Source organism: Aminobacter sp. HY435, from assembly GCF_027568395.1.
Classification (GTDB): domain Bacteria; phylum Pseudomonadota; class Alphaproteobacteria; order Rhizobiales; family Rhizobiaceae; genus Aminobacter.
In genome coordinates, this window is record NZ_JANKZL010000018.1 from 1 (window position 1) to 23,573 (window position 23,573).

Below are 23,573 nucleotides of genomic sequence, written 5' to 3' on the forward strand. Positions count from 1 at the left end.
CTTCTCCAAGTTGAAGTCCCAGCTCAGGGCACGCGCCATTCGAACCATCGACGGCCTTTGGCAGGCGATCGGCGACATCTGCACACTCTACCCGCCAACCGAATGCCAGAACTACTTCAAAGCCGCCCGATATGTCTGAATGTCCACCGCTCTAGCCCAACGCGCGTCCGTTGCGTGCTTGGTCACACGCGGTGGACGCGCGAGTGGGCAGCCCTTACCGCTTGCCCGGAGATGCTGTCATGCCAAGGCATCTGGGCAGACCGGCCTTTCTTTCGAAGTTTGCTAAAATTCGGACGTTTGCCGGCAGAAGCTGTATCGCCGCTCAAAAATAGACGACGCTGCGGATGCTTCTTGAGCAGAAACAGGCGCTGCATTCAAAGTCTGATTTCTGGCGACAATCGATGGCGATTCTAGGCGAAAATATCCCGCGCAAGCTCACGAAAACCTCAATCGCCCCGCACGCGTAATTTGTCTAGATCCAGGACCTGGATTCTCAGCCGGACAAATGTCACGCCCCTGTTAGATCATTGATCTTGCTTAGAAATTCGTTGTGTCGGAGCCGCCTGCTACAATTTGTGCATCACCTCTGTGCCCAGATCTGCGGGCGGCGTCAAGAGCGTGATTGTCGATGGGCAAAGTTTGCCTACGTGGAGCATGGCAGTCACTTCCAGACTGCGCATAGATGTCGGCTTTGCGCCTCGCAAACAGGACGTTCAGGCAAACTTTGCCTTCGCGCAAAGCAGACGTGACAGTTGAAAACCGTGAATGGCCGCTTCGCGCCCGCATTGCCGCCGTTCTCGGTTCCCCGTATCAACGCTCGAAAGCGGTCATTCGTGAACGCCAAAGGGGCGGTGTGATCGGTGGAATAGGTCTGCCAGCACTACGTAGATTAGGGTGGTCAGGCGCGCCTCCCATTCAGATGCCTCCGGAGGCCGCATGTTTTCTTTGTCTTGGTTTGTTTGAAGCCGACAGCTGCGCGGCGATAGTATCGGCAATAATTCGCCGTCGTTGCGCGCGCTCGAGCACGAGCTGATCTTCGCCCGATTCAACCAGCCAGCCGCGCAATCGATGGATCGCACTGCGCGTGCTTGTGTCGTCGCGGCAGTCCCTGAGAAGGGCAAATTGGATCTGCTGCACCTCGTCGGCAACGAAGATGCCGAATCCGGGCGTGACGATCGTCGCGTCCGGAAAGCCGAGCAGGCTGCGCGCCTGTGCTGCAGTCACACCCGCCTGGCAGGCGATGACATGGAGCGGTCCGTGAATGCCGCGGCCATAGTTGGGCGTCGCATCGTGGTCGGCCAAAAATGGCCGCCCTACATATTCACGTGCCTGCGCAACCGACAAGCTTGCTGGTGCCGCATGGAGGTGGATCATCACCTTGCCGCCGGCGATTTCGACCGCGACGCCGGAAGTGCCAATTGCGGTCCCGCCGCTTTCGACAAGCGCGGCGGCCATAGTCGCGCGCATCCGTACCGCCCGTTCCTCGAATGAAAGGCGGCTCCACGCCAGCGCGTCCCCTAAGGAGAAACCGCCTTTGCTGGCGTCGCGGACACCGAGGCCGACAAGGGAGGTCACCGCGTCGGCGACCGCCTTGTCGACCGCTTCGAATAACATCGCTTCGGTCTTCGCCGATGGCGCGAACGGGTTGATGCGATCAACATACGCTTTGAAGCGCGTATTAGTGGTGGCCAATTCATCGGGCAAAGGCTGCGTTCCGGTGAGCGGGATAATGCGGACCTTTGCGGGGGAGGAGTTGTGCGCGGTCATGAGTTCGGCATGGCAAATTCCGATATCGCCATCGCTCGGCGCCCATCCGCCATGGCCCGCGTTGAGCACTATCAGGATATCGGCCTTGCGGACTTCGGTGAGGCAAGCGTCCCAGCTGTTAATGTTGGTACCTCGCCCGGGTGAGTCCTCATTGATCCAGACTTCGAAGAGATCAAGTCCGAACAGTTTCTGTGCCTGGATGCGATCGCTCAGCTCACGGCGAATCTCTGTCAACGTGCGCCCATTATCTGGGAATTGCCGGTTACATTGGCTTGAGATCATAATCTTGATCTTGCGCAATGCCGTCGATCGTGCCGCCATCTCCGTCTCCTTATCGTTGCGATCTCATGAAGTCGTTCCATTGGGCGAACGATAGATTCGAATGCCCGACAGTAATGCGCCCTCCTTTTTGCCGTTGACGTGAACGTGGAAGGCGCAAAAAGCGGAGTCACGCCTTTGCGCAGTTTTCCCGATGTCGGCCGCCCAAGAACTTCTCCGACGACGCTGGTCCCACCGTGAGTACAAAGCCGATGCTGTTAGGCCTAAAGCGCCAAAGCCATCTGTCGCGTAGTCAACGACGACTCGCGCTGCCATACCCAAGCGTCGAATTCTCTTCTTGAGACGGACAAGAGATCGGCCGCGTAGCAGAAAACCGTCTTCAGGAAATCGTAGTCATCTTCCGTGACACCGACCCGCTTCGCGAAAGTACGAACATGACGATCGACGGCAACAGAGTCTATACCCACGAGACACCCCATGTAGTCGACAGTTTTCGGGCCAACGCCTCTGACGCCTCGAAGAGCCTTCGCGAACCCGCCGTCCTGAAGGTGCTCCTTCAGATCATCCACGTGTTCAACGGAGGCGTCGGCGAGAAACAGAACCAGGGCGTCGAAACGGCGAACCTTCTCCTGATGGGTCCAATTGAGAAATGCAGAAGTCTCCCCGCGCTCAACGAGTTCAAGCAGATTGGAGGTGCGGCTCAGTCCAGGATAGTCTGCGAAAATCGCTAAGATCCGCGGTCTAACGACGGAGTTGTAGTTCAACCCGGCTTGCAGAACCGAGTCAGCAAGCAGCGCACCCATATGGTCATAGGCAGGACGGATCTCTAACCGATTTACGTCAGCTCCCAGTTCTTTTGCGAAGTCGGCGACCCGCCGGGCGGCGACTAGCATCTGAACTGCCGACGATTGCATGGCTAACCTACCTTTGCTTTGGGATACTTGAGGCTGGGGTCCTCTAGCGCACGAAGGCGCTCGACACAATTGGGACATGCGCCACACGGGAATTCACTTGCCGCCTGACACGAGTAGGTTCGTCCTATTGGCACGCCGAAGCGGATTGCAGCCTGCGCTACTTCCGTTTTTGAGGAGTACCTAAACGGCGAATGGAAACGGACCGGACCGACGTTCTCGACGAGGCCATCCAGCTTGTTCATAAATTCGGCAGTGCAGTCGATTTCCTTGGCGTGGTTACTGTTGATGAAGCCCGTGTACACTTCAAGGATTCCAAGCGTTTGAGCACGGGCCGCGGCGGCCGCAAAAAACAGCATCGTCCGGTAGGGTACGTACAGATCGTTATCCGCGACTTCCTCGGTCCATAAATCGGCTTCCTTGATCAACCGGGATGACGATCCACGGAAGAGACCGGAAACGTCGCAGCGTTCTGGCCTGCGCATCGCCGCGGGAAGAACTTCGTTCACCCGATTCCACTCCATCTCGGCGCAATGCTGTCCGTAGTCGAAAAAGACGGGGAAGACGTCCGCTCCCTCGGCAACGAGCGAATATGCTACGGTCGTCGAGTCCAGACCGCCGGACGCGAGAAGGATGACCTTTTTCACGACTTCTCCTTGCGCAGATCCGACAGCGTCACAAACAAAGCGTTCAAACACGTATCGAGATCATTCGAGTAGCTAGTGCTTCCCCCGATGACCATCGTATTTTCGTTCTGTCGACGGGGGTCGAACGTTACGACTGGCTTCCCGACGGCCATCGCCATTCCCATTTCGATCAGCGTGCCGGGGTCGCGTTCTAACGGGATTGCGAACACGACCGAGCACTCCTCAAGCAGTGCTATGTCCGCCGCGTAAGTTTTGAAGAGGGTGGCCTCCAGGCTTCCTAGCGGCAGCTCGCCGTTCTCGACGACCGGGCGGCGAACTAAAAAATTGTGGTAGCCGAGGGCCTCGACCACGCGATCGATCTCCGGCTTGTGGAGGTATGAGAAGTCGGGCGCTGCAAGATAAATCTGAAAACGCGGCCGATCATGCCACGGCAGGACCGTTCCACCGAGATCGCGCAACTCCTTGAGCGAAAGTGCGAGTTCTCGCTTCGTGTCTCGCCGGAAATCGTCAGGAAAGGTCGTCTGCGAATAGACTGTGGCGGCTTTTGCGCTGCGCCACCCTGCCTCTATCCATCCGCGGGCATGAAAGCCGATCATGACTGCGGAATAGACATCGCCGACACCGACGGAGTTGACTGTGTTGGACAGCGTGGCTGGAATTTCTTCGACGGCATGTGTGCGCAAATCAAATAGGCGACTTCCTCCGCGGTTCTCCTTAAGCAGGAATACTTCGGCGCCGAGTTTCCTTGCGCTGTCGAGCATGGGTTCCACCGACAGACTACCTGTTCGCGCGAAGAGCTGCGACGACGTCGAGATGATAATTGCAGTCAGGCGTCCCGCGAATTCATTCAAGATCGAAAAATCGTTCGTGCCGTAGGCAATGTCAAAGCTGATGCGGGCTGCATCAGCGAGGAAAGGACGCACTGCGGAAAGATCATAACTGCCGGGAAAGACAAGAATTTCCGCGTAGGCCGACAGTGAAGTGCCTACATCGAGGATCGTAACAGATTTCTCAGTCCTTAGGAGGTCTTCGTATCCTTGGTCGGAGACTTCGGTAGCGTCGCCAATGACCATAACGTTCGGCGCGCCCGAGACTTCTCCCAGCCAGATGAACTCAATACAACCATGCGCCGCCAGATAGGCTCGGGCCTGACTGACGAGGTAACTCGGGCATATGGCCGCAACCGAATAGGGCAAGCCGCAGGCCCAGAGCCCACGCGCGGCATGCACAATTCCTCCCAGGCGAAGCTTGCATGCAGCATTCTTCCGGGCGCTCGTAAAGTCGACAACAATCTCGCCGACTACCAGGAGGGGGCGATCGCCAGCCGCGGTCATAGGGGCCTGAAGTCGACTGCGACGAACGAGAACGGCTTCAAGCCGGACTCCGTCACTATGCCGGCATAGGTGATGCCGTCCTTGAGGCAGCCAGCCAGATAATTGAATCTTGTGGGCAAGGCTCCGACCTTCGTGCCATTCTCTGTTACAGCAAAGATCCGGCCTTCGAGCACGATTGAGAGCACTGTGTCAGCGGCAGGAACGGTGTTGTTGGTAACGAAGAAATCGCATTGCTCCACTTCCTCCAACTTTGCCGTGAAAGCCCTTCGGCAAGGGTCCTCGCCGCTGGAGCCGCCTGTGCCACCCGGTTTCTTCGATCCACTATAATCTGTAAAACTACCCGAACCGGAGCTTCCCATTTAACTGTTCCCCCAAATGCCAATAAAGCGGCTTACAACCTGAGGTGATTCGATCGGATGCGTAAGCTCAGCCATCAGCGTTTTCTCAAGTACAGTACCGCAATGCGCTTAAGGCAAGCCAACTGCTTCATAGCCTGCGGGCGGGGCGGCTGCCTTGTTCGCCGCAGTGCTCTGAATGCCTGCCACGCGAGCCGTTAGTCGGTTCGCAAAGTCCTCAACGAATACGCGTGCCATCGCCGAAAACGGCTTGTCGGGCTGGCAATAGCGCTTCAGTGCATCGACGCCCCTGAGTGCGTTTCGAGCAGCGAACTCGGATCCGCCGTTGGCGGCATCTTCCGACAGGTCGTTCTCGATCTCGACAGCCCTCAGGCGCAGCTCACGAAGCAAGCCTGTCCGTAACTGGACAAGTTTTGTACGGTTCAGTGCGAAAACATTGATCGTCGCGAGAGCGCGTTTCGCAAAAGCAGGATCCGCCGTTAAGGGAAGCGTGATCGAGAAAGTCGTGTTGGTTGACCACGTCAAGTACTGGCCGGGATCGTCGACTGTCGGGTCGAGAACATCGTGATCTTCGTCAAGCAGGCTGTCGGTAGGTGCGAATGCTCTGACGCCTGAGATGGGAAAAATATTGCCTTTTCCAGCGGTCGTTCGCGGCTTCTTTCCCTGTAGTGCTGCATACTCGGTTTCGGTCGTGGTTACAGTAACGAGATGCTGGTAGCGGCGCTGATTGCACCCTGAGCACGACGGTAGCAAGTTTTCCCATTGCAGTGCAAGCCACCAATACCCACGGTGTGTGGGTTCGCCGTCGACCCGTCCTTTCGGCCGGAAGTGTTCGACTTCCATCCCATCGCCAAGTTGGTATTCGCAGTAGGCGCACTTATTGTCGAAGAGCGTGTCGAGAGAAGATTTTACATCGAACTCTTTGTATTTCGAGAATTCATAGGATGCCGTTGAGATGCCAGCATAGTGCGCCACGGCCTCACTACGCTCGGCAGAAACTGCGGCTGACGGATTGGTTAAAGATGCCGGCGCAGCAACTGAACTACGGTTGACGTGCCGCATCAGGGAATTTTCCTAAGCGCTGCGACGACTTCCTCGACGGCCTCAGCTCGGAGATCGGTTCGAGATTTGCCATCCGGATTCTCTCGCTCGGCAAGATAGCGTTCGAGCGCTGCCTGCATGATTTGCTCAGAAGGCGTATCACCCAATGATATGCGATTGAGCATAGCCTTTGTCTGTTCCGATATCTGAATCCTCATCGCGCCTGTCAAATCTCGACGAGCATAATCGTTGGCCTCCATCAAAAGTCGGAGTTCCAAGCCTGGATCTGCCGTGCTTGCGAGACCGAAATAGTCCGAGGTCAGCAATTGCTCCGCCGTCATGCCGCGGATGCTCGGAAGGTCTCGAAGTTGTCGAACCTCACCGCCTTCATTACGCTGAAGCACTACAACTTCTCCGTCGTCCATGCCTCGGAGACATAAAGGGTCATGAGTCGTGGCGATGAACTGGACCTTTGGCAGCACGCGTCGCAGTGAGGTCATCACCTGCATTTTCCAGCGCGGATGTAGGTGCGTTTCGATCTCATCGATTAGCACTACTCCCTGCGCTTCCTCGAGGTTGCTAAAGTACTGAGAAAATTCCCGAAGCATATCGACTGTCATGGTGAATACGGACCGATAGCCTTCGCTTAGAGCCTCAATAGAGGTCGAACGGCCATTCGCCTTGACCTTTATCGTCTGGCCCTCCCTGAGAAGCTCGTCGTCATCGGCCATCGCAAGAACGACGCGTAGTGCCGCTGCGATCTTTTCGAACTCGGCATGAGTTCTAGAGTTGAGCCACTCGTCAGGGTATGGGATCGTGGCCAAGGGATCGAAGAGTGTTTTCACGCGGGCTGCGGCGCCGCCTCGGTAGTCGCGTTTTCGAGGGTCAAAGTATCTTCTTGGACCATATCCAAGAACGATTGTCGCTTGATCATTCCCACCGACTAAATTCGCGCTTGGGTTGAATGTGAAGCCGGAGGTTTGGCGTGTGTGGTGGAAATTAACGTGAACGCCCATGGGTTTCTGATCGAGCTGGTCGAGGCGATCGCGTTCCTCACTCCTTACGGCTGCTGGAAAGAACTTTGCGAGCTTTCGGCTCTCTTTCCTCCCGATCAAAGCGAGTGCGATCGCTGAAAGAATGCTCGATTTCCCGGTAGAGTTTTCTCCGAGTATCATCAGGCAGGGTGCACCAGCGCGATACGCTCGGCTTGAAGGAAGCGTCAGTCTCAGCGCGTCGACTACTTTGAAGTCCAGCACCGTGATCTGACGGATTTCCTGGTTTGATGCGAAGAACAGATTTGGGCGGGCAAGCGAACTGTCGTCGTGCGACGAGGCGTGCCATTCAATTGCTCGCCGAGTCGTTGCCTGGTCGCTATCGGATAGTGATCGCATTCCATCCAGAAGGTGCTCCCTGTCAATTGCGCTCAGTCTTCGGACATATGATTGCAGCTTGTAGGGAAAATGAGAGGGCTTTGAGCGGATCAGGGGCGGCGGTAGAGCAAGCCTTTCGCTGCCCAAGCGCCTCCAAATTTGTCCCAGCGCGCCCGCGTGGGGCGATCGCGGTTTTAGATGCGTAAACTCAACGTCAAGTGACGACGAGGCGATCTCCAGTTCGTCGAAGATGCTATTGACGGCCGTTTGGCGACTTTGGACGAGTTGATCTCGATTAAGGTCGAATATGTCGATGGTCGCGCTGCCTTGAGCTGTGACCGGTTCGACAAGTCCGTTACAGCGGAACAGAAGGTGCTTGCTAGGATCGTCCTGACAGGGGTCCAGCAAGAGGCGTCGCTCTCTTCGATTGATAGAATCATAGGTGGACAAAAAGTCGGCGCGCTTGCCCTCCACAGGGAACCTGTTGCCTTTCGCCTTGTCACAGTAGGCGCACACGGCATGCAGGTTCGGCCACTCAAAAGCGAGCCAAAGATAATAATCCTTGTCGACTTCGAAACTGTCTCGCACGAACCGAAGTGGTCTGAAGTGTGCTACCCGAAGAATACCCTCGTCGTCTTTGAATTCTTCAACCGCTCTCTCGCAGAACGCACAAGTCCCTTCGAAGGTCTCATGCAGCTCCCGTCTTAGTGAAGGATCGAAAAAAAGAGAATCATTGAGGTTGTCGCGCCGCGACCGTCTTTCAACGGGATCGCGCCGAAGATATTCAAGTAAGCGCTGTCTTTCTGCGAGCACGATCTCAGAAGAGAGAAAATCGGGCGGCTCTCGTCTGTATATGCGTCTCATCCGATTCGCTTCCTCGTATTCCCCTCAGCCTGACGTATATTTATACCCTTAGTGCCCAGCAAGGGCGCCGCAATTGGGTGCGAAGTCTCTCCGCTGTTTTAGTTGAAAGTCGGCACTACAAAGAAGATTGCCGCCAGGACTTAGTTCCATCGAACTAAGCTTGTATAGGGTACGCGCCATCAGGTCGTTCCGGCGTCGGCCAGAATTGTTATCTGGAGGACCTCCGAACGGCAGACCTATCCGTAAGCGTAGTCCACATACAAGCCATTGAAAGGCAGAAAGTGGGTTGGTTACAGATGGCGCCAGACAGTCTGCCCCCAGCCAAATGCGTCTCTCTGCGCGACGGCCGCGACATTTCAAGCGCGGGACCGCCGACGCGCCATCACCGGCCGGTCGAGCGATCGAGTACCAGCGGCGCGGGTACCTCCTATGCGGCACCAATCGTCGCCTTCAAGGCGGTGCAGGTGCTCTCGCTGCTTCCGGGCGCGTTGGCAAACTTAGAGGTGCATGCGTTGCTTGCAACGTCTCCGTCCATTCCCCGAGGCGGCCGCAAGCGCCTAACCGCTAGGCGATGAGGCGATTCACGTCATCGGCGGACACGGGCAGATCGATCTCAAGCGCCGCATTCGGCAGACACGAAACGTATCCAGCTGCGCATTTGATTGAGCGCTCTTGGCTCTGACTGGTTAGCTGCCTAGGCAACTCCAGCCATTCGAGATCGGAATTTCGTCCGGAGCGCCGAAACTTAACCATTGTATGTATATGCCACAGCTCTGCGAGGTCAGTTCTGGCACTATGTCGTACGGCACATGAGCAGATTGTAAAAACGTCCAGGAACTTGCTGTGCATATTGAATCACTGAAGCTGTGGAACTTTAGGAGTTTCGCCTCCAGCAATCCCGACATTGAGGGGCCAGTTGGTCCGCAGTCGATTGACGTAGCTCTTGAAGCCGAGACAAGCGTCTTCATCGGCCGCAACGGTGCCGGCAAGAGCGCGCTGATCCAAGCGCTGCTTCGCCTATTTGGTGAAACCCGCGAAGAGCGAAGCGTTCAGCCCTCCGATTTCTTCGTACCCCCAACCGAACGTCTCGAAAGCCAACCGCTCCGGCGGCTGTTCATAGAAGCCGTGCTGCGCCTCCCCGAACTGGCGGTCGAGGGTTCGGATGCTGACAAGACCATACCGCCAGTGTTTCGCCATATGGTGGTCGAGGGTGAGGGCGACCCACCTTATGTCCGCATGCGCCTCGAAGCCAGCTGGCAACTCGCCGGAACGCTCGACGGCATCGTCGAGGAATCTTTGTATTGGATCCTTGGTGCCGACGACGTGCCATTCGGTGATGGCGACCCGCTAACTAAAAAGAAGGTCTCGGCAAGCGAGCGTGGCCATGTGCTCGTCCGCTATATTCCCGCGTCGCGCGATATCACCGCTCTAACCCAGCTGACCGTTCGCAGCCTGGGGCGCAGCTTGATGAAGGCGATCAAATGGGAGAAGAAGGAGCAGATCGACACGCTGATCGCCCAGGCATCGGGCGAGCTCGATCAGGAGGGCGCACTAAAGCGCGTCAACACCGCGATCAATGCATGCTGGTCGCAGCTCAACACCGCCGAGACCGGAACGATCGCCCGTGTATCCGTCTTGGCACCCGATCTCCAGCAGATCGTTCGCTCGGCGACGATCATGCTCAATCCGTCCGCCACGGGCCGCCCGATGACGGTCGAGGAACTGAGCGACGGCCAGCGCTCGCTATTCCACTTCGCCTTGGTCAAGGCGCTGCTCGACCTTCGCCTCGAGCTGGAGGGCGAGGTCGCGAGTGGAGAGAGCCCGCCCTTTCAACCCGAGTTTGCACGCGCGCCCGCTTTGACGATCTTTGCGTTCGAGGAGCCCGAGAACCATCTGTCGCCCTATTTCCTGTCGCGGCTGCTCACCGAGCTCGAACGTCTCACCAAGACTGCCCGCGTCCAAGGCGTCGTCACCAGCCACGCTCCGGCGATCGTCGGTCGCATCGAGCCAACCGCCGTGCGACACGTGCGCCGCGTCCGCTCCAGCGGCATCTCGCATGTCACCAAGCTCGCGCTCCCGTCCGACGACGCCGACGCCGCGAAGTTCGTGCGCGAGGCTGTGCGCGCGCATCCCGAAATTTATTTCGCGCGCCACGCTATATTCGGTGAGGGCCCGTCAGAAGAGATCGTCATCCCGCGGATCGCCGAAGCGCATGGCATCCCGATAGACCGCTCCTTCGTCGCGATCGTGCCGATAGGTGGCAGGCACATTCAGCATTTCTGGCGGCTCGTGGACCAGCTCGGCATTCCGCACACGACTCTGCTTGATCTCGACCTTGGGCGCAGCACCGGCGACTACATCCAGTTCAAAGCTGCGGCCAAGGCACTCCAAGGATCGTCGCGTGTGCTGTCCGAAGTGAACGGCTAATGATGACGCGGGTCTGATGGCAGCGCCAAGATCCGTGAGATCTTCGATCTGCTCGACAAGGCCGGAGTGCAGCAGATCGACGCGTAGCAACAATTATGCAAGGCAGGCGCCGGTCAAGGTAACGCTCGGTGCGTACTTGCGTCGAACCTGGCTCGACCCGGAGTTGACAGCTATCCCATTTTATTGTTCCGAAAGCCGCCAGTCAGCAAACGGCCCCCAAATCGCCAGTCAGCAACGCGCCTCATTCCGGCCATCCAGACCGAGTTGGCAATTTTTTGGAAGCTGCCATTCCCCGATGGCGCGCTCCTGTCATCTATCCAGGCGAGCATTGCTGCGCTCTCTGGTGTTACCGATGCGGCCACCAACCATTTCAGCGCCACCTTTTGACCTTGCTTTTGGTTTCCAGAACCTGAAAAGCAAGCTGTAAGGCATCGTCTATCTGCAGCCGACCACAACCAATGGTCCAATGGTATCTGACTGGAGCTTTTTGAAATATAGGCAGGCTCTTGGATCGCATTCGGCTTGAACCGATAAATCGTTCGTGATCCGATGTCAGCAGCTAGGTCGCAGGATTGATTGGGGGATTCTTTGCCAGGACCGCAGGTAGAGACGCTTGTTCGTCAGATCCAACAGAAATTGCCTCGCACGAAGGATCTTCAGGCCGCGCTTGATGAGGTCAAGTCCGATCTTGAAAGCTTCAATATCGGCCTGTCAAATCTATTGGCAGGTGAACTATCCGAGGCGACTGCCATCGTGGCAAAGCAGTTCGAGGCCATCGAGATCCTGCATACGCATTCGCTCATCCGCAAGCGTGAGCGTTGGTACTTCGGCTCCCGGCCGACCGACCTGCACTGGCCTGCCGTCAAGGACTACTTGACCAATGCGAAGGGCTGGCACCCTGACGACATCAAGGCAATCGATGAAGCTGCCAGCGAAGTTGTGTCGCTGCTGGGCAATCCTGGTCAGAACCAGTTCTCAAGCCGCGGCCTGGTAGTGGGCTACGTGCAGTCCGGCAAGACCGCCAATATGACTGGTGTGATCTCCAAGGCGCTCGACGCGGGGTACAACACGATCATCGTCTTGGCCGGTCTTACCAACAAGCTGAGATTTCAAACCCAACTGCGACTGTACAAGGATCTCGTGGAGCGTAACCCACTCCACTGGCAGGTCCTGACCCCTAACGAAGAGAACAAGGACTTCAGAGCTCCTCCCCAGGGCGGCTTCCTCTCTCATACCGACAAAGCCCAACTTGCCGTCATTAAGAAGAACGTGTCGCCGCTGGGACAACTGCGCGATGCCGTTGAAAGGACGCTGCCGGCGGCTCTGGAGCGGCTGAGAATTCTGGTGATCGACGACGAGTGCGATCAAGGCAGCGTCAACTCGGCGCGTGGCGAGCTGAACATGACGGCCATCAACCAGCGCATCCGTGAACTCCTGCAGATGCTCCCGGCCGCAACGTACGTCGGGTACACCGCGACCCCGTTCGCGAACGTCCTCATCGACCCATACCGCAAGCAGGATCAGGAACTCGACGACCTGTATCCGCGCGATTTCATCACGGCCTTGCCCCGGCCCCAGCGTTACTTCGGAACCGAGCAGTTGTTCGGTCGCACACCGGTTGATCCTGGCAACGTTACACCGGAGGAGGACGGGCTCGACATGATCCGCCCTGTCCCAGAGGCCGATGAGAGGCTGCTGCAACCAGCCACTCGCCAGGCCCGCAACACCTTCCAGCCCGCGATGACGGAGAGCCTGGAACGGTCGCTGCTGTATTTCATCGCATGTTGCGCTGTGCGCCGTGCGAGGGGCGATGCCGACCAACACATGTCGATGTTGATCCACACTTCGGCATACGTCTCTGCTCACGAACGCTTGGCCTCATTGATCCGCGGTTGGCTCGATGTCAACGACGAGGCCATTCGCGATCCGAGTTCGAATCTGGGTGAGAAGCTCGCCGACGTCTGGGTCGATGAGCAGCATCGGCTCCCTGGCGACATCACGACCGCCCAACAGATTGATCTGGCCGAAATACGGCGCCTCCTGCCCGCCGTATTGGACGCCTTGGAAGTGGCGGTTGAGAATGGGGCGAGCGATGACCGCATCGATTACACGAAGGGCCCGAAGACCTACGTAATCGTGGGCGGCTCGATCCTAGCCCGTGGGCTCACCCTCGAAGGGTTGATGATGAGCTATTTCCTTCGAACCGCGAACCAGTACGACACTCTCCTGCAGATGGGCCGATGGTTCGGCTACAGGCCCCAGTATGAGGACCTCCCGAGGATCGCCATGCCGGAGGACCTTCAATCCAAGTTCCGGTCAATGGCGACGGTCGAGCAGGAAATCCGCGACGACATAGCGGAGTATGGTGTGCGCGACCTGTCACCCATGGATATCGCCGTTCGCATCCGAGCGATCCCTGGGATGGCCATTACCGCGGCGAACAAGATGAAGGCGGCCCGCCAATGCGCCATAAGCTTCTGGGGAACACATCGTCAGACCTTCCGGTTTGATCATCAGAACTCTGTCTTGCTCGACGCCAACTGGGAGGCCGGCGCAGAGCTTGTCAGCCGCGCGGATGCGCTCGGGCTGAGGCAAACCGGATCTACGAAGCTTTGGCGTGGCGTTCCGAAGTCTTCGATCGTGCGTTTTTTTGAAGAGTATCAGGCGCACCCTTCTCATGCCGATCTTGATCGAAGAATCATCCTCGACTTCATAGCGAAGAGCGATCCACGCCTCTCGAAATGGAACGTCGGCATCGTCGAGGCCGGAAAGGGTGATAAGTCGCCTCTCCCACTCGGGAAGGCGGGAACCCTCAACATGGTCAGCCGCGCGCGCCTGAAGGACAGTCCCGTCGCAGACATCAAAGCGCTGATGTCGAAGCAGGACGTGGTTTTCGATTGCGAAATGGCGGGTGCCACGGATCTCGGATGGGAAGATCTCAAGACCGCCAGGTCAACTGCGCTGGGCGCGCAGGTGCCACTATTGCTGCTGTATCCGATTGACCGTGCCTCCGCTCCCCAAACCGCGGGTGGCGCAAGAGTGGCACTCGACGCCGCCACGGATGTCCTAGGCTACGGAGTGGTCTTCCCCGGCTCAGTGACAGACGGAGGCGATTACGTGTCGGTGGAACTCCGTCCGCTGTCCGCGGACGAGATCGAGAACATAGAGGCCGAAGAACTGGCTCAGGCGGAGGCTGCAGGTGTCGTCTGAAGGCCAAACGTATGGGGCAGCGGACGGATGGACCATTCTGCGTGCGGGGGATGCGTCGTCGATTAATCTGGGAATTCCCACGGTTAGAACAGAGGTGATCTCGTCCGCAGGGACAGTCAGACTGGCCGTAGGTCCAAATGGCGAGCCTCGTGTCCTGCTTCCGCTTGGCGAGCGAGAGACGGTGCGGACCATCATAGAGGCACTATCCCTGCGCATCGTAGTCGCGGATCTGATGCAAGCGGGGAAGCAGCTTCGCTTCCTCGATATCATGTGCACGGCCAAGCACCTCGAGTCCGCATTCGCAGATGTCGTCGAAGCCATTTTCTCTCGCGTCGATCAGGGCCTCCCATGCGTTGAAGCCGCTTGGACGACGTTGGAGGATTTCCGCAGCCTCCTGCTAGTCCAAGGGGACGCCGGACCCGCTATCGAGCGAGTAGCTGGGCTAGCCGGTGAACTGCTCATCCTAAACCGGCTCATCGACCGTTCACCGGCGGCATGGCAAGCGTGGAGGGGCCCTGCAGGCGACCGACACGACTTTCGCAGCGGCTCGACGTCATTGGAAGTCAAGACGACCCTCAAGCAAGGGAAGTCCACGATCGTCGTGCATGGCCTCGACCAGCTCGAACCAAATAAGGGCGGCAGGTTGTACCTAAGTCATCTGACCTTGGAGCCCTCGGCTGGAGGTCTCCTCTCCATCGGAGCTCTTGCCCATCGAGCCCTCTCCAGGGTCGACAACCCCAGTCAACTCCAAGCCACTATCGCCGGTGCCGGCTGCGAAGACCCGGGTTCGGTCCAGTGGAACAGGCAGCAGTTCAATCTGGAGGCAGAGACCTTCTATGAGATCAGCGATGAGTTTCCGCGTTTGATCCCAGCATCGCTGATAGGTGGTCAGGCGCCCGTTGGCGTGTCCGCCGTCGCGTACAATGTCGATCTCGCTACAGCGTCTTCGTGCCTTCGGGACCAGGTGCGACAGAGGTCCATCGAGGACGAGCTCGTAAAATGCCTTTGACGTCGCTGCATCTCCATTCCGAGCCGTATGGAAGCACGGGAAACATCGGCGAGAACTTCCGTCGCCTACTTGGGGCTCCGACGTTGGACGCCCTGCAGACCGTCGTTCGTGAGTCCGTTCAAAACATTGCTGATGCCGCCCAATTGGGTAGCGGGCCCGAAATCGAGATCCGCATCAGGACACTGACCGATGAGCAGGTTCACTGCCTGAGGGAGCACGTCCTAACTGACATTCCCGTCCAACCCGACTCCCAGCGCCAGCTGAATGAATTCCTGTCTCGGCCGGCTCCCGTCGTCATGGAGATTTGCGACTTCGGAACCACAGGCTTAGGTGGCCCGACAAGGGCGGACAGGATTCCCGTTGACGCCAAGCGGACCGACTTCGTCGACTTCCTCCGCAACATTGGAACCCCACGAGACACGCAGCATGGCGGCGGAACATACGGCTTCGGCAAAGTCGCCCTCTATCGAGTGAGCAGGTGCAGCACGATCCTGGTGGACACGTTGCCGGCGGACGGTTCCCCGAGGCGACTGATGGGTTGTCATATCGGGCCGTCGTTCGAGTTGCCCGACGCCGGAATGCGTCGTCGCTACACTGGGCGTCACTGGTTTGGCGTACCCGACCCAGTCGATAGAATTGCGGACCCTGCGACTGGAATTGACGCGGAGGAGCTCGCCGAAGCGCTTGGCTTCCTCCCTAGAAGTCCCGGCCGAACGGGCACCTCCATCATGATTCTCGACTTTGACACCGAAGGCGAAACAGTTGAGGAGGCTGGACGGAGGGTCATCGAGACGCTCCTGTGGAATTTCTGGCCACGAATGATGAGCGACACCCCATACGCCCGCCGCTTCCGGTGCTCGATCCTGGCCGAGGGCACACGCCTCCCAGTGCCGCTCCCCGAAGACGTGCCACCGCTCGACCTGTTTGCGAAAGCCATGCGTGGAGCGAGGTCAGGATCGGGAAACGACGTTCGGCAGATCGCCAGCCAACGCCCAATACGGCAGCTTGGTCGACTTGCGGTCGAAAAAGGCCTTCGCTCGCCAAGGCGGCCAATAGTGGCCGAGGAAAGCCTGCTTCCGCCTGCCTCCCGTCACATAGCCCTCATGCGACCGGTCGAACTGGTCGTGAAGTATCTTGAGGGTAACCCTCTGCCGGACGAACGCCTCGAATGGGCTGGCGTGTTTCTGGTCAATGATGATGACGAGATTGAACGCGCCTTTGCCGATTCCGAACCACCCGCGCACGACGATTGGATACCTGACAACCTTCCCCGGGGACACTCGAAGAGCTACGTAAACGTTGCGCTGCAACGGCTGAAAGGGCACGCGTTGGATATTGGCGGCGCCGGACGCGCACCTTCCGGCCTCGCGGGCGCCTCCGGTCCGCCGCTTGCGCGTGTGGCAGGTCGGCTAGGCGCTTCGCTTGAGAGCGTTGGGGGAGACGGTGCGGGCAAGCGGCGTGGTGGCGGCGGTGGCGGCGGGGGCAGGCCAACACGAGCACGAGCATCGAAGCCGGTGTTTGACCGACTTGTGCGAGACGACAACGGCAAGCTGGCTATTTTCACGACACGAGTTCAGCAGGACAGCCACCAGTCTGGCGTTGTGCTCGCCACGCAAGCATCTGTCTCCGTTGAGGGCGGAAATGTCGCCGCAGCCGAAGAACTGGGCCTTCAGCCGTCAGTCGCGTACATCTCACGTGTGGAGGATGGTGAGGTGGTGTGGGCCGACTCAATTGCGCTTGATGGTGACGAAGGCGTGTACGAGATAGCGGTGCGGATGCGCGGCGGCTACGCAGTTCTCGTTGATGCAGAGGTATTGACGGAGTTGGCGTCTTGAGCTCCCGGATCGCGTTGCCGTTCCTCACGCTTCGAGAGTCCACGGTGCGAACTTCCCAGTGGGAGTTGTCGTTCAACGGCGATCACTGGACGACGCACGATGAATTCGTCCCGGATTGGGATCCGGCATCCACCCTGTGGTTTCGTCGACAAGTCTCGCTCGATGCGGAGGCCTCCGCCAGCGACCTAGGCATACCCAGCGAAGAGCTACGACTATCGCTCGCGGTTCGTGTAGGCACCGGACAAGGTCGCATTCCTCGAACCATCATCCATCGAGAGGCCAGAGAATTCGTTGGCCAAGAAAACGTGGAGCTATCGTTCGCCGTCGCCGGCGAGCGCCTGTCGGCTTTGATCGATATTAGCACCGAGATCGTATTGGCCGCTCCGCCGGAACGAGCTGATCAGCTCGCTCCGTCTCGCGCCGGTGATCGTCTTTGGCAGGACCGGAGCCGGCTCAGGTTGGAAGGAGAAGAGCCACGATTCCCCATAGAGGTAGCGGACCTGTCCAAGCTGCTGGGGAATGCGCTCGCTGCGTCAGCGCCTTGGTACCTGCACTGGTCGCCGCGAGACTGGACGCGAGACTTTCATGGCGCGATCCGGCTCTATCTCAGCGAGGCTGAGCCTGAATTCGTGTCCAAGATCGAAGCTCAGGATCCTCATATCCTCCAAGCCATATTGAGCGACGTCATTGGACAAGTCTGCGAGAGGCTGGTTGCCGATCCGTCTGCTGCTGACTTGATTGCAAATTCTGAGCCGGGGACGCTTGCCGCCCAGGCTTCCGCTTGGCTGCGTGAGGCCTGGCCGAACAGGGACGTGGCACACATCCGCGCATTACTGGAAAACAGGCCCGGTGCCTTTCGATCGACGCTGCTGGCTCTAGCCGAGCAGAGTGAGACCTAGCATGGTGAAACTTCTTCCTCGCTTGTCAGGTCCTCCGGCGGATCTGTTGCTTGAGGAGTTCATCCGCGGAGGAGCTAAGACATGGTCAGGCTTCGACGCAGATGACCTCCCAGATGCTGCCAGGTTTGCCGCAACAGGTGGGTCTCGTGTCAGCGCTGCCGAACTCGCCGAGTTTCGGTCTGGGCTGGTGGCCATGGCCCAACAACATGGCTTCGGGGCCGATGGCGGTGGCCGCTCTAGCCATGCAGGTTTTGACGCCTCCGCCTCCGCGTGGCTGGCAGACCACCCGCTTCTTGGGAGCGGAGAAGCTCTGCGCGACGACGTATGGGCCTTCGTAGGTGTGGTGGTGGCACCGGACATCGTTCATTGGCGCTTCGGGACGTCTTCGGAGCGCTATCATGGCGGCATCCGCAATACCTTCCAAAGACTCTGGATGCGAGGTCAGGCCCTTGATCGCGGTGTGGGCAGTGCGGACCGTTGGCATCTTGTTGATCAGTTGACCGAAGATGCGCTCGTCCAGATAACAGAACGCCCCAGCATAGGCGGCGACGCAATACTGGCGTCAGCGCTAGCGGAAGCCTGGGTTCGCGGTTCGAAGGTACATGGCCGCGGGGCTATGGAAGCCGTCATGCGTCGAGCGGCACTCAGGACGCGAATATGGAACGAGCTCCGAACCCTCAGTTCCCTCCCTCGATCCGAACTGGCGGCGATCATGGACGAGGCCATGGAGATTTCAGAGGCAGCTGAGGCCTTGCCTGAAGCCACTGCGGCGCAGGCAGAACTCCCGCGTCCCTATGAAACATCCGCGGCAGACCTTCTCTCACGCGTGGAATTGATCGAGGCCGAGGCTGCCGGATACGGGCTGTTGTCGCCAAAGTCCCGTTCGGCTCTGAACAGCCTGAGGTCGGGGTTCCAGCTGTCGGAAAGCGACCGTAACGCTCTGAAGCATCTCATCGATCGGTTACGCCAATTTCATGCGGCGCAAACCAGTACGAATCCAATCAGCGAAGCCCGTGCTGCCCCCAAAGCCGAGAGCGCGGAACCGGTAGCCAAGAAGCGATGGAGTCTTTGGAAGAAGCGCTGAAACCCCTACCATTCAGTGCCTCGCGATTTCAGTCAAGCTGCCTGATAGCTTCGGCGACTGCAGGGGGCGAGCGCTTGATCTCGCACTCCCAAGCGACGTAGACGCGCCAGCCGGCCGCGACGAGCTTGTTCGAGTTTTCCAGGTCGCGTTCTACATTCCTAGAGAACTTCTCCCTCCAGAATTCCGCATTGGCCGCAGGTGTGGTGCAGTATTTGCAGTCGGCATGTCGATGCCAGAAACAGCCGTGAACGAACACGGCCAGCCTGTGCTTGGGCAGAATGATGTCGGGGCGGCCCGGGAGATCGGACGCATGCAGACGGAAACGGAGCCCTATCGCGTGCAAAGCTGACCGAAGCATCATCTCGGGTCGGGTATCTCGCCCCCGAATCCGAGACATGTTGTGGCTTCTCTTTTCCTTGGTATGAACGTCAGCCAATTGCCTCCTGCACCTCCCTGCCTCTCGTCGGCGTGATCGCGGGCTGCACCATCCGCGTGAATACGCCAGCGACTACCTCCGCCAGCTGCACACTGAGGTAGGGCGGCACGGCGTTGCCTATCTGGGTGAAGACCTCAGTGCGATTGCCGCAGAAGAAGTAGTCATCGGAAAAGGTCTGCAACCTCGCGGCCTCTCGCACAGTCAGGCTACGGTTCTGCGCGGGATCTGGATGAATGAAATAGTGACCGTCCTTCGCGATGTGGGAGGTCACGGTCGAGGATGGTGAGTCCCACATCTGAACCTTGAATCGATCGCTGAAGCCCGACACTTCAGCCTGCCCGGTCTTGGCGTTGAAGGCAACGTTTCGGTGCGCCGGCAGTAGCACTTGGGGCCATTCCTCAAGCATTGGGCTGCGCTTCAGTTCCGCGGCCGATGCAGACATGTAGATGTAGCGAGCAAGGTCGGAAGGCATGTGCCCACGGGACTCATGCTGCAGGAACCCCTCGGCGTCGGCCGACTGAAGCCAACGTTCGAGATCAGTATCCGCCAACTGCATCTCGACTGTCACCAGCCGGCCGCCTTGATCTTCGATCTCGCGATTTCTCTCGATTGCTTCAAGTATGGCCTTGGCCACCTTCGGCTGTGCCGACTTGGCAGCGTAGGCGGCGAGACCGTCACGTTCTCCTTTCCATTCCGCCTCTGAGACACGCTTGTCTGACGGGCCACCACGGACGGGTGGAAGTTGCCCAATGGCATCCCTCACCGTCGCACGTGCGGATGGCTGCAGAGCTCCCGGCACGGCGTCGATACCGTGGCGAATGCCGAGGACAATGACCCGGTGCCGCTTCTGAGGTACGCCGTAATCTTCAGATCGGATGAGGAAATCGCGGTTCTTCACATCGCCGTCGCTTGCACGGCGACTGTCCAATGTGAATGCGAAAAGGCGATACCTTGGGCGCTCTGGCTTCGCCAGCCGTTCCAGTTCTTCGAAGTTGGGATCCTCAGCAAGTGCCGCCCATGGGTCCACGAGGTCTGCTCTGATACGATCGAACATCAGATCATCGGTCCCGGGAACCTTCGCCGAGAGTATGCCCTTCACGTTCTCCATCACGAAAACCGCGGGCTGATGAACGGCGATGATTCGAAGGTATTCCTGGTAGAGTTTGTGCCGAACGTCGCTGCCAAAGACTTGCAGTCGCGTCTGTCGGACCAGATCAGAGACCTTGGGATCTGACGCCGATCGTGCCTGATGGCCGATCCCGGTCATTCGAGCACGCCCCATGAGAGAGTAGGCCTGACACGGCGGTCCTCCCAGCAGGAGCCAATCGTCCTCATTCCCGAGGCGTTCTGCAATTCGCTCGTGAAGTTCGGAGATAGGAACTACTCCCAGCTCCGCCAACCAAACGTCGTCGACCGCGGCGCTCCACTCGGGAAACTTGTGCAAAGCGGCTTCCGGTAGCCTGCCCGCGACAACGTCCCAATACTGTTCCGGCAAGTCGCCATCGGCGAACTTGCGGAAGAAGGTTCGGAGGGTAAGCGTTTTGGAAGCAGGGGCGCTTTTCTCAATGCTGAGCACGCTGCGGAATTCGACATCCGAGCCGGACCAGTTGTGATGACGGCTGAAACCTTCGCTCAGCCCGCCGGGGCCGGCAAAGAGATCTATCACTGGTATAAATTTGGCCATGGACGAGTGAATGGAGGATGTTGCAACGGACTTCAAGCCCAAGGTGTGCTTATGCCGCGTGCCACTAATCTGGCTAATCACATCATTCGTGAGCGAAGCTTGGCAATGGCAGTCCGCGGCCAGACGGCTTCGATAGCTTGCGCATCATTGCACGTGCGCGCCTACAGCAATGCAAACCAAATGCTTTTTTCCGGCCAGCGCCAAATTTTCTTCTTTAGCAAATTTCCCGCTAAAAGCCGCCGTTCTGCATTCGTGAAGAGTTTCGGGCGCCGGCAGACGTACGTCGGCCCCAATCAGGACACATGGCGCCAGAGGTCAGCTATCGGTGTCTAGCGCCAATCAACATGAAAGTAGTTCGCCTTGGCTATTCAGGCCTGCGCCTGTTTGCTTTCTGCAGGCCAGTAGCGGGTTCGAGGCGAGCAGATTTCCGATTGCCAATCAGAGACAAAACCTCTTCCAGGTCAGGTGCCTGATATGGCTCTTCGGCCGGCGGATTGAGTGCCAGTTCACTCGGAAGGCCATCGCGCGAGAACCGAGCGTAAAGGTCCTTTCCTGTCGCAGGTCTTCTCATGAGCGGCAGCGCCTTCCGTAACGCGTGCATTGTGACGCCGCCCAAGTCAGAGCGCAAGCGGCTGACGATGGATGGCCGGCGCTGTTGCGTCATGTTGCTGAGCAGAGGCGGCCTGGCCCGCGTGGAAGTCGGGCATGCTCTCCGGGGCAGGGACATCATCCGTTCGCCCTAGGGGTTACTGACGGCGTGACCATTTCAGGATTTCAGGCAAAGTTTGCCTAGTTTGGCATCTCGCGTGGGCAGGGCCGCTAGTGCACGCGAACGTTTCTTTGAAAAGGCATTAATTGGTCGGCCGTGTGAGGCAGTCGAGCCACGGGTGCGCAAGAAAGTACTCACGGACGCCACTAGGAATAATTTGAGCGTAATGGTCGCGCTGTATTAATTTTCTGAAAGCAAGCAAGAAATCTTCGAAAGATGTGTATATATCAGTATGTTGGATAATTTTGTAGTTTAAGATTTCCACGTTGCTATTGATGAAAGTATAGTTGATTTTGACGCGTGGTTATTGTTGAGTCATCATGGGGGTGCTTCAGCGTTTGCATTCGGCAATTCGTCGGGCGCGATCTGAAACGCCATCCAAGGAGTTTTTCATGGCAAAGCATACCCTTCCGAGCGACCTTGCCGACGCAATGCCGCTTCCCTCCAGCTTCGACATCAAGGCACCCTCGCGCAGAGAAAGAAGCGCGCGTGTGACTGACGTTCCACCCTCCATCGCAGCGCCTGCAGCAGGCGAGGCTCCGGACTATGTCGCTCTCGGGATCCCGGTCGAGGCGGTCCCCGCATTGGAAGCGGCCCGCGTGCGCCTGGTCGCTCTTGGCCGGCTCGAGACCTCACATGTCTACGAGTACGGGGCGGTCATACATGACGTGCGCGAGGCGGCACCAGACCAGGCGACTTTCGCCAAATGGGCCAAGAAGATCCTCAATCTGTCACGTCGCGGCGCCGAAAACTATGTCGCGGTTCACCGTGTCATGGGGCCGTATCGGTCGCGTGTCGAGAGTCTGCGCATTAAGTCGAGCACACTGTATCTGATGGCAAGCGCGAGGCCGGAGCGCGTCGAAGACTTGCTGGCGCAGCAGGAAGCTGGTCGCAAGCTCTCGGTCAAAGAGGTGAGGGCCATCCTTCGTGAAGGCAACGAGCCCGAGACAGAAAAACGGTCAGCTGCGAGGGGAGGTGTCGCGGGGTTGAAAGCCCAGATCGCCGAGAAGACCACGTGCGGCGTCGCAGCGATGATGGACACGGCCGTCGATGTCCTCAAGGCAATCCACATTGCTCTCGAGCCGCATCGACAGGGCAAGCGAGTGCCCAAGGACGCGACGATGCGGCCATTGATCCATCCCGCTCGCCTGCTGCGCGAGCAGCTGGAGTCGCTGATCTGGCTCGCCCAGCCGGCAGGCAAGGGATTCCAGGACGGCGTCGTGCATGTGATGCCGCTGAGCCGAGACGACGACTGGTACAAACTCTGGCGGATGCTCCAGGATCTCGGCGGGTATGAGAGCTGGCCGCAGGCAGCCGACATCGGCAGCTGGCTCACTGATACAGTTGTTCCGCAACTCGAGTGGCTGGTCGGCGATCGCGCGGAAAAGGCCGCCGCGGTGATCGATGAGATGGCGAAAGCGGCGGCAGCTGAGCGGACGAAGGCCACGAAGAGCGCGAAGGCCAAGGCCAACAAGACGGTCATTGCCCCCAAGGCAACCAAACGCAACGGCCTCGATATCTTGTCGGCGGCCGTGGGCGCCATTGCGATCCGACCGCGCTCGATCGACGTCTGATCCGGTGGTTCATGACGGTGGCCACTTGCTACCTTCGCTGACTCAGCACGTCTACCGTCTTGGTCATCTCGACACTT

At 58.5% G+C, this 23,573-nt stretch carries 16 protein-coding genes and 1 pseudogene; 8 read left to right on the forward strand and 9 right to left on the reverse strand.

The features are described from left to right. Positions 1–915 precede the first annotated feature (915 nt). From PCJ21_RS21590 to PCJ21_RS21620, 7 genes are all read right to left on the reverse strand, one after another. On the reverse strand, positions 916–2,088 hold the full coding sequence (locus PCJ21_RS21590) for a hypothetical protein (protein WP_269933490.1): 1,173 nt from the start codon (positions 2,086–2,088) through the stop codon (positions 916–918). 221 nt (positions 2,089–2,309) lie between these two features. Then, positions 2,310–2,960 (reverse strand): hypothetical protein, encoded by a 651-nt coding sequence (locus PCJ21_RS21595; RefSeq protein WP_269933491.1) that lies wholly within the window; start codon positions 2,958–2,960, stop codon positions 2,310–2,312. 2 nt (positions 2,961–2,962) lie between these two features. Next, complete coding sequence (locus tag PCJ21_RS21600; RefSeq protein WP_269933492.1) at positions 2,963–3,604, reverse strand: 7-cyano-7-deazaguanine synthase; 642 nt, start codon at positions 3,602–3,604, stop codon at positions 2,963–2,965. Continuing rightward, positions 3,601–4,938, reverse strand: a complete 1,338-nt coding sequence (locus PCJ21_RS21605) for a nucleoside 2-deoxyribosyltransferase (RefSeq protein WP_269933493.1) — start codon at positions 4,936–4,938, stop codon at positions 3,601–3,603. The genes PCJ21_RS21600 and PCJ21_RS21605 overlap by 4 nt, the downstream gene beginning before the upstream one ends. Next, positions 4,935–5,297, reverse strand: coding sequence for a hypothetical protein (locus tag PCJ21_RS21610; RefSeq protein WP_269933494.1), 363 nt, complete (start codon positions 5,295–5,297; stop codon positions 4,935–4,937). The genes PCJ21_RS21605 and PCJ21_RS21610 overlap by 4 nt, the downstream gene beginning before the upstream one ends. Before the next feature lie 108 nt (positions 5,298–5,405). Continuing rightward, positions 5,406–6,356, reverse strand: coding sequence for a hypothetical protein (locus PCJ21_RS21615; RefSeq protein ID WP_269933495.1), 951 nt, complete (start codon positions 6,354–6,356; stop codon positions 5,406–5,408). Then, on the reverse strand, positions 6,356–8,569 hold the full coding sequence (locus PCJ21_RS21620) for an AAA family ATPase (protein WP_269933496.1): 2,214 nt from the start codon (positions 8,567–8,569) through the stop codon (positions 6,356–6,358). The genes PCJ21_RS21615 and PCJ21_RS21620 overlap by 1 nt, the downstream gene beginning before the upstream one ends. 843 nt (positions 8,570–9,412) lie before the next feature. Here PCJ21_RS21620 and PCJ21_RS22135 point away from each other — a divergent pair. From PCJ21_RS22135 to PCJ21_RS21650, 7 genes and pseudogenes are all read left to right on the forward strand, one after another. Then, positions 9,413–9,661: pseudogene (locus PCJ21_RS22135) on the forward strand (AAA family ATPase); the annotation flags it as partial. A 144-nt stretch (positions 9,662–9,805) separates the two neighbouring features. Next, the gene (locus PCJ21_RS21625; RefSeq protein WP_269933497.1) at positions 9,806–10,996 is read left to right on the forward strand and encodes an ATP-dependent nuclease; all 1,191 of its coding nucleotides are present in this window, start codon (positions 9,806–9,808) and stop codon (positions 10,994–10,996) included. A 588-nt stretch (positions 10,997–11,584) separates the two neighbouring features. Continuing rightward, the gene (locus tag PCJ21_RS21630; protein WP_269933498.1) at positions 11,585–14,206 is read left to right on the forward strand and encodes a Z1 domain-containing protein; all 2,622 of its coding nucleotides are present in this window, start codon (positions 11,585–11,587) and stop codon (positions 14,204–14,206) included. Continuing rightward, positions 14,196–15,215 carry a PD-(D/E)XK motif protein gene (locus PCJ21_RS21635; RefSeq protein ID WP_269933499.1) on the forward strand — a complete coding sequence of 340 codons (1,020 nt, stop codon included), beginning with the start codon at positions 14,196–14,198 and terminating at the stop codon, positions 15,213–15,215. The genes PCJ21_RS21630 and PCJ21_RS21635 overlap by 11 nt, the downstream gene beginning before the upstream one ends. 83 nt (positions 15,216–15,298) lie before the next feature. Next, entirely contained in the window at positions 15,299–17,050 is a 1,752-nt protein-coding gene (locus PCJ21_RS21640) for a hypothetical protein (protein WP_269933500.1), read from the forward strand. Then, positions 17,047–17,949, forward strand: coding sequence for a hypothetical protein (locus tag PCJ21_RS21645; RefSeq protein WP_269933501.1), 903 nt, complete (start codon positions 17,047–17,049; stop codon positions 17,947–17,949). The genes PCJ21_RS21640 and PCJ21_RS21645 overlap by 4 nt, the downstream gene beginning before the upstream one ends. A gap of 1 nt (position 17,950) precedes the next feature. Then, a complete protein-coding gene (locus PCJ21_RS21650; protein WP_269933502.1) occupies positions 17,951–19,033 on the forward strand; it encodes a hypothetical protein in 1,083 nt (360 codons plus the stop codon). Between the two features lie 28 nt (positions 19,034–19,061). On the opposite strand, the gene PCJ21_RS21655 is transcribed toward PCJ21_RS21650, so the two are convergent. After that, on the reverse strand, positions 19,062–19,469 hold the full coding sequence (locus tag PCJ21_RS21655) for a very short patch repair endonuclease (protein WP_269933503.1): 408 nt from the start codon (positions 19,467–19,469) through the stop codon (positions 19,062–19,064). Next, a complete protein-coding gene (locus tag PCJ21_RS21660; protein ID WP_269933504.1) occupies positions 19,462–21,189 on the reverse strand; it encodes a DNA cytosine methyltransferase in 1,728 nt (575 codons plus the stop codon). Before PCJ21_RS21660 ends, PCJ21_RS21655 begins: the two co-directional genes overlap by 8 nt. Before the next feature lie 1,125 nt (positions 21,190–22,314). Here PCJ21_RS21660 and PCJ21_RS21665 point away from each other — a divergent pair. Beyond that, complete coding sequence (locus tag PCJ21_RS21665; RefSeq protein ID WP_269933505.1) at positions 22,315–23,496, forward strand: hypothetical protein; 1,182 nt, start codon at positions 22,315–22,317, stop codon at positions 23,494–23,496. Positions 23,497–23,573: the final 77 nt, after the last annotated feature.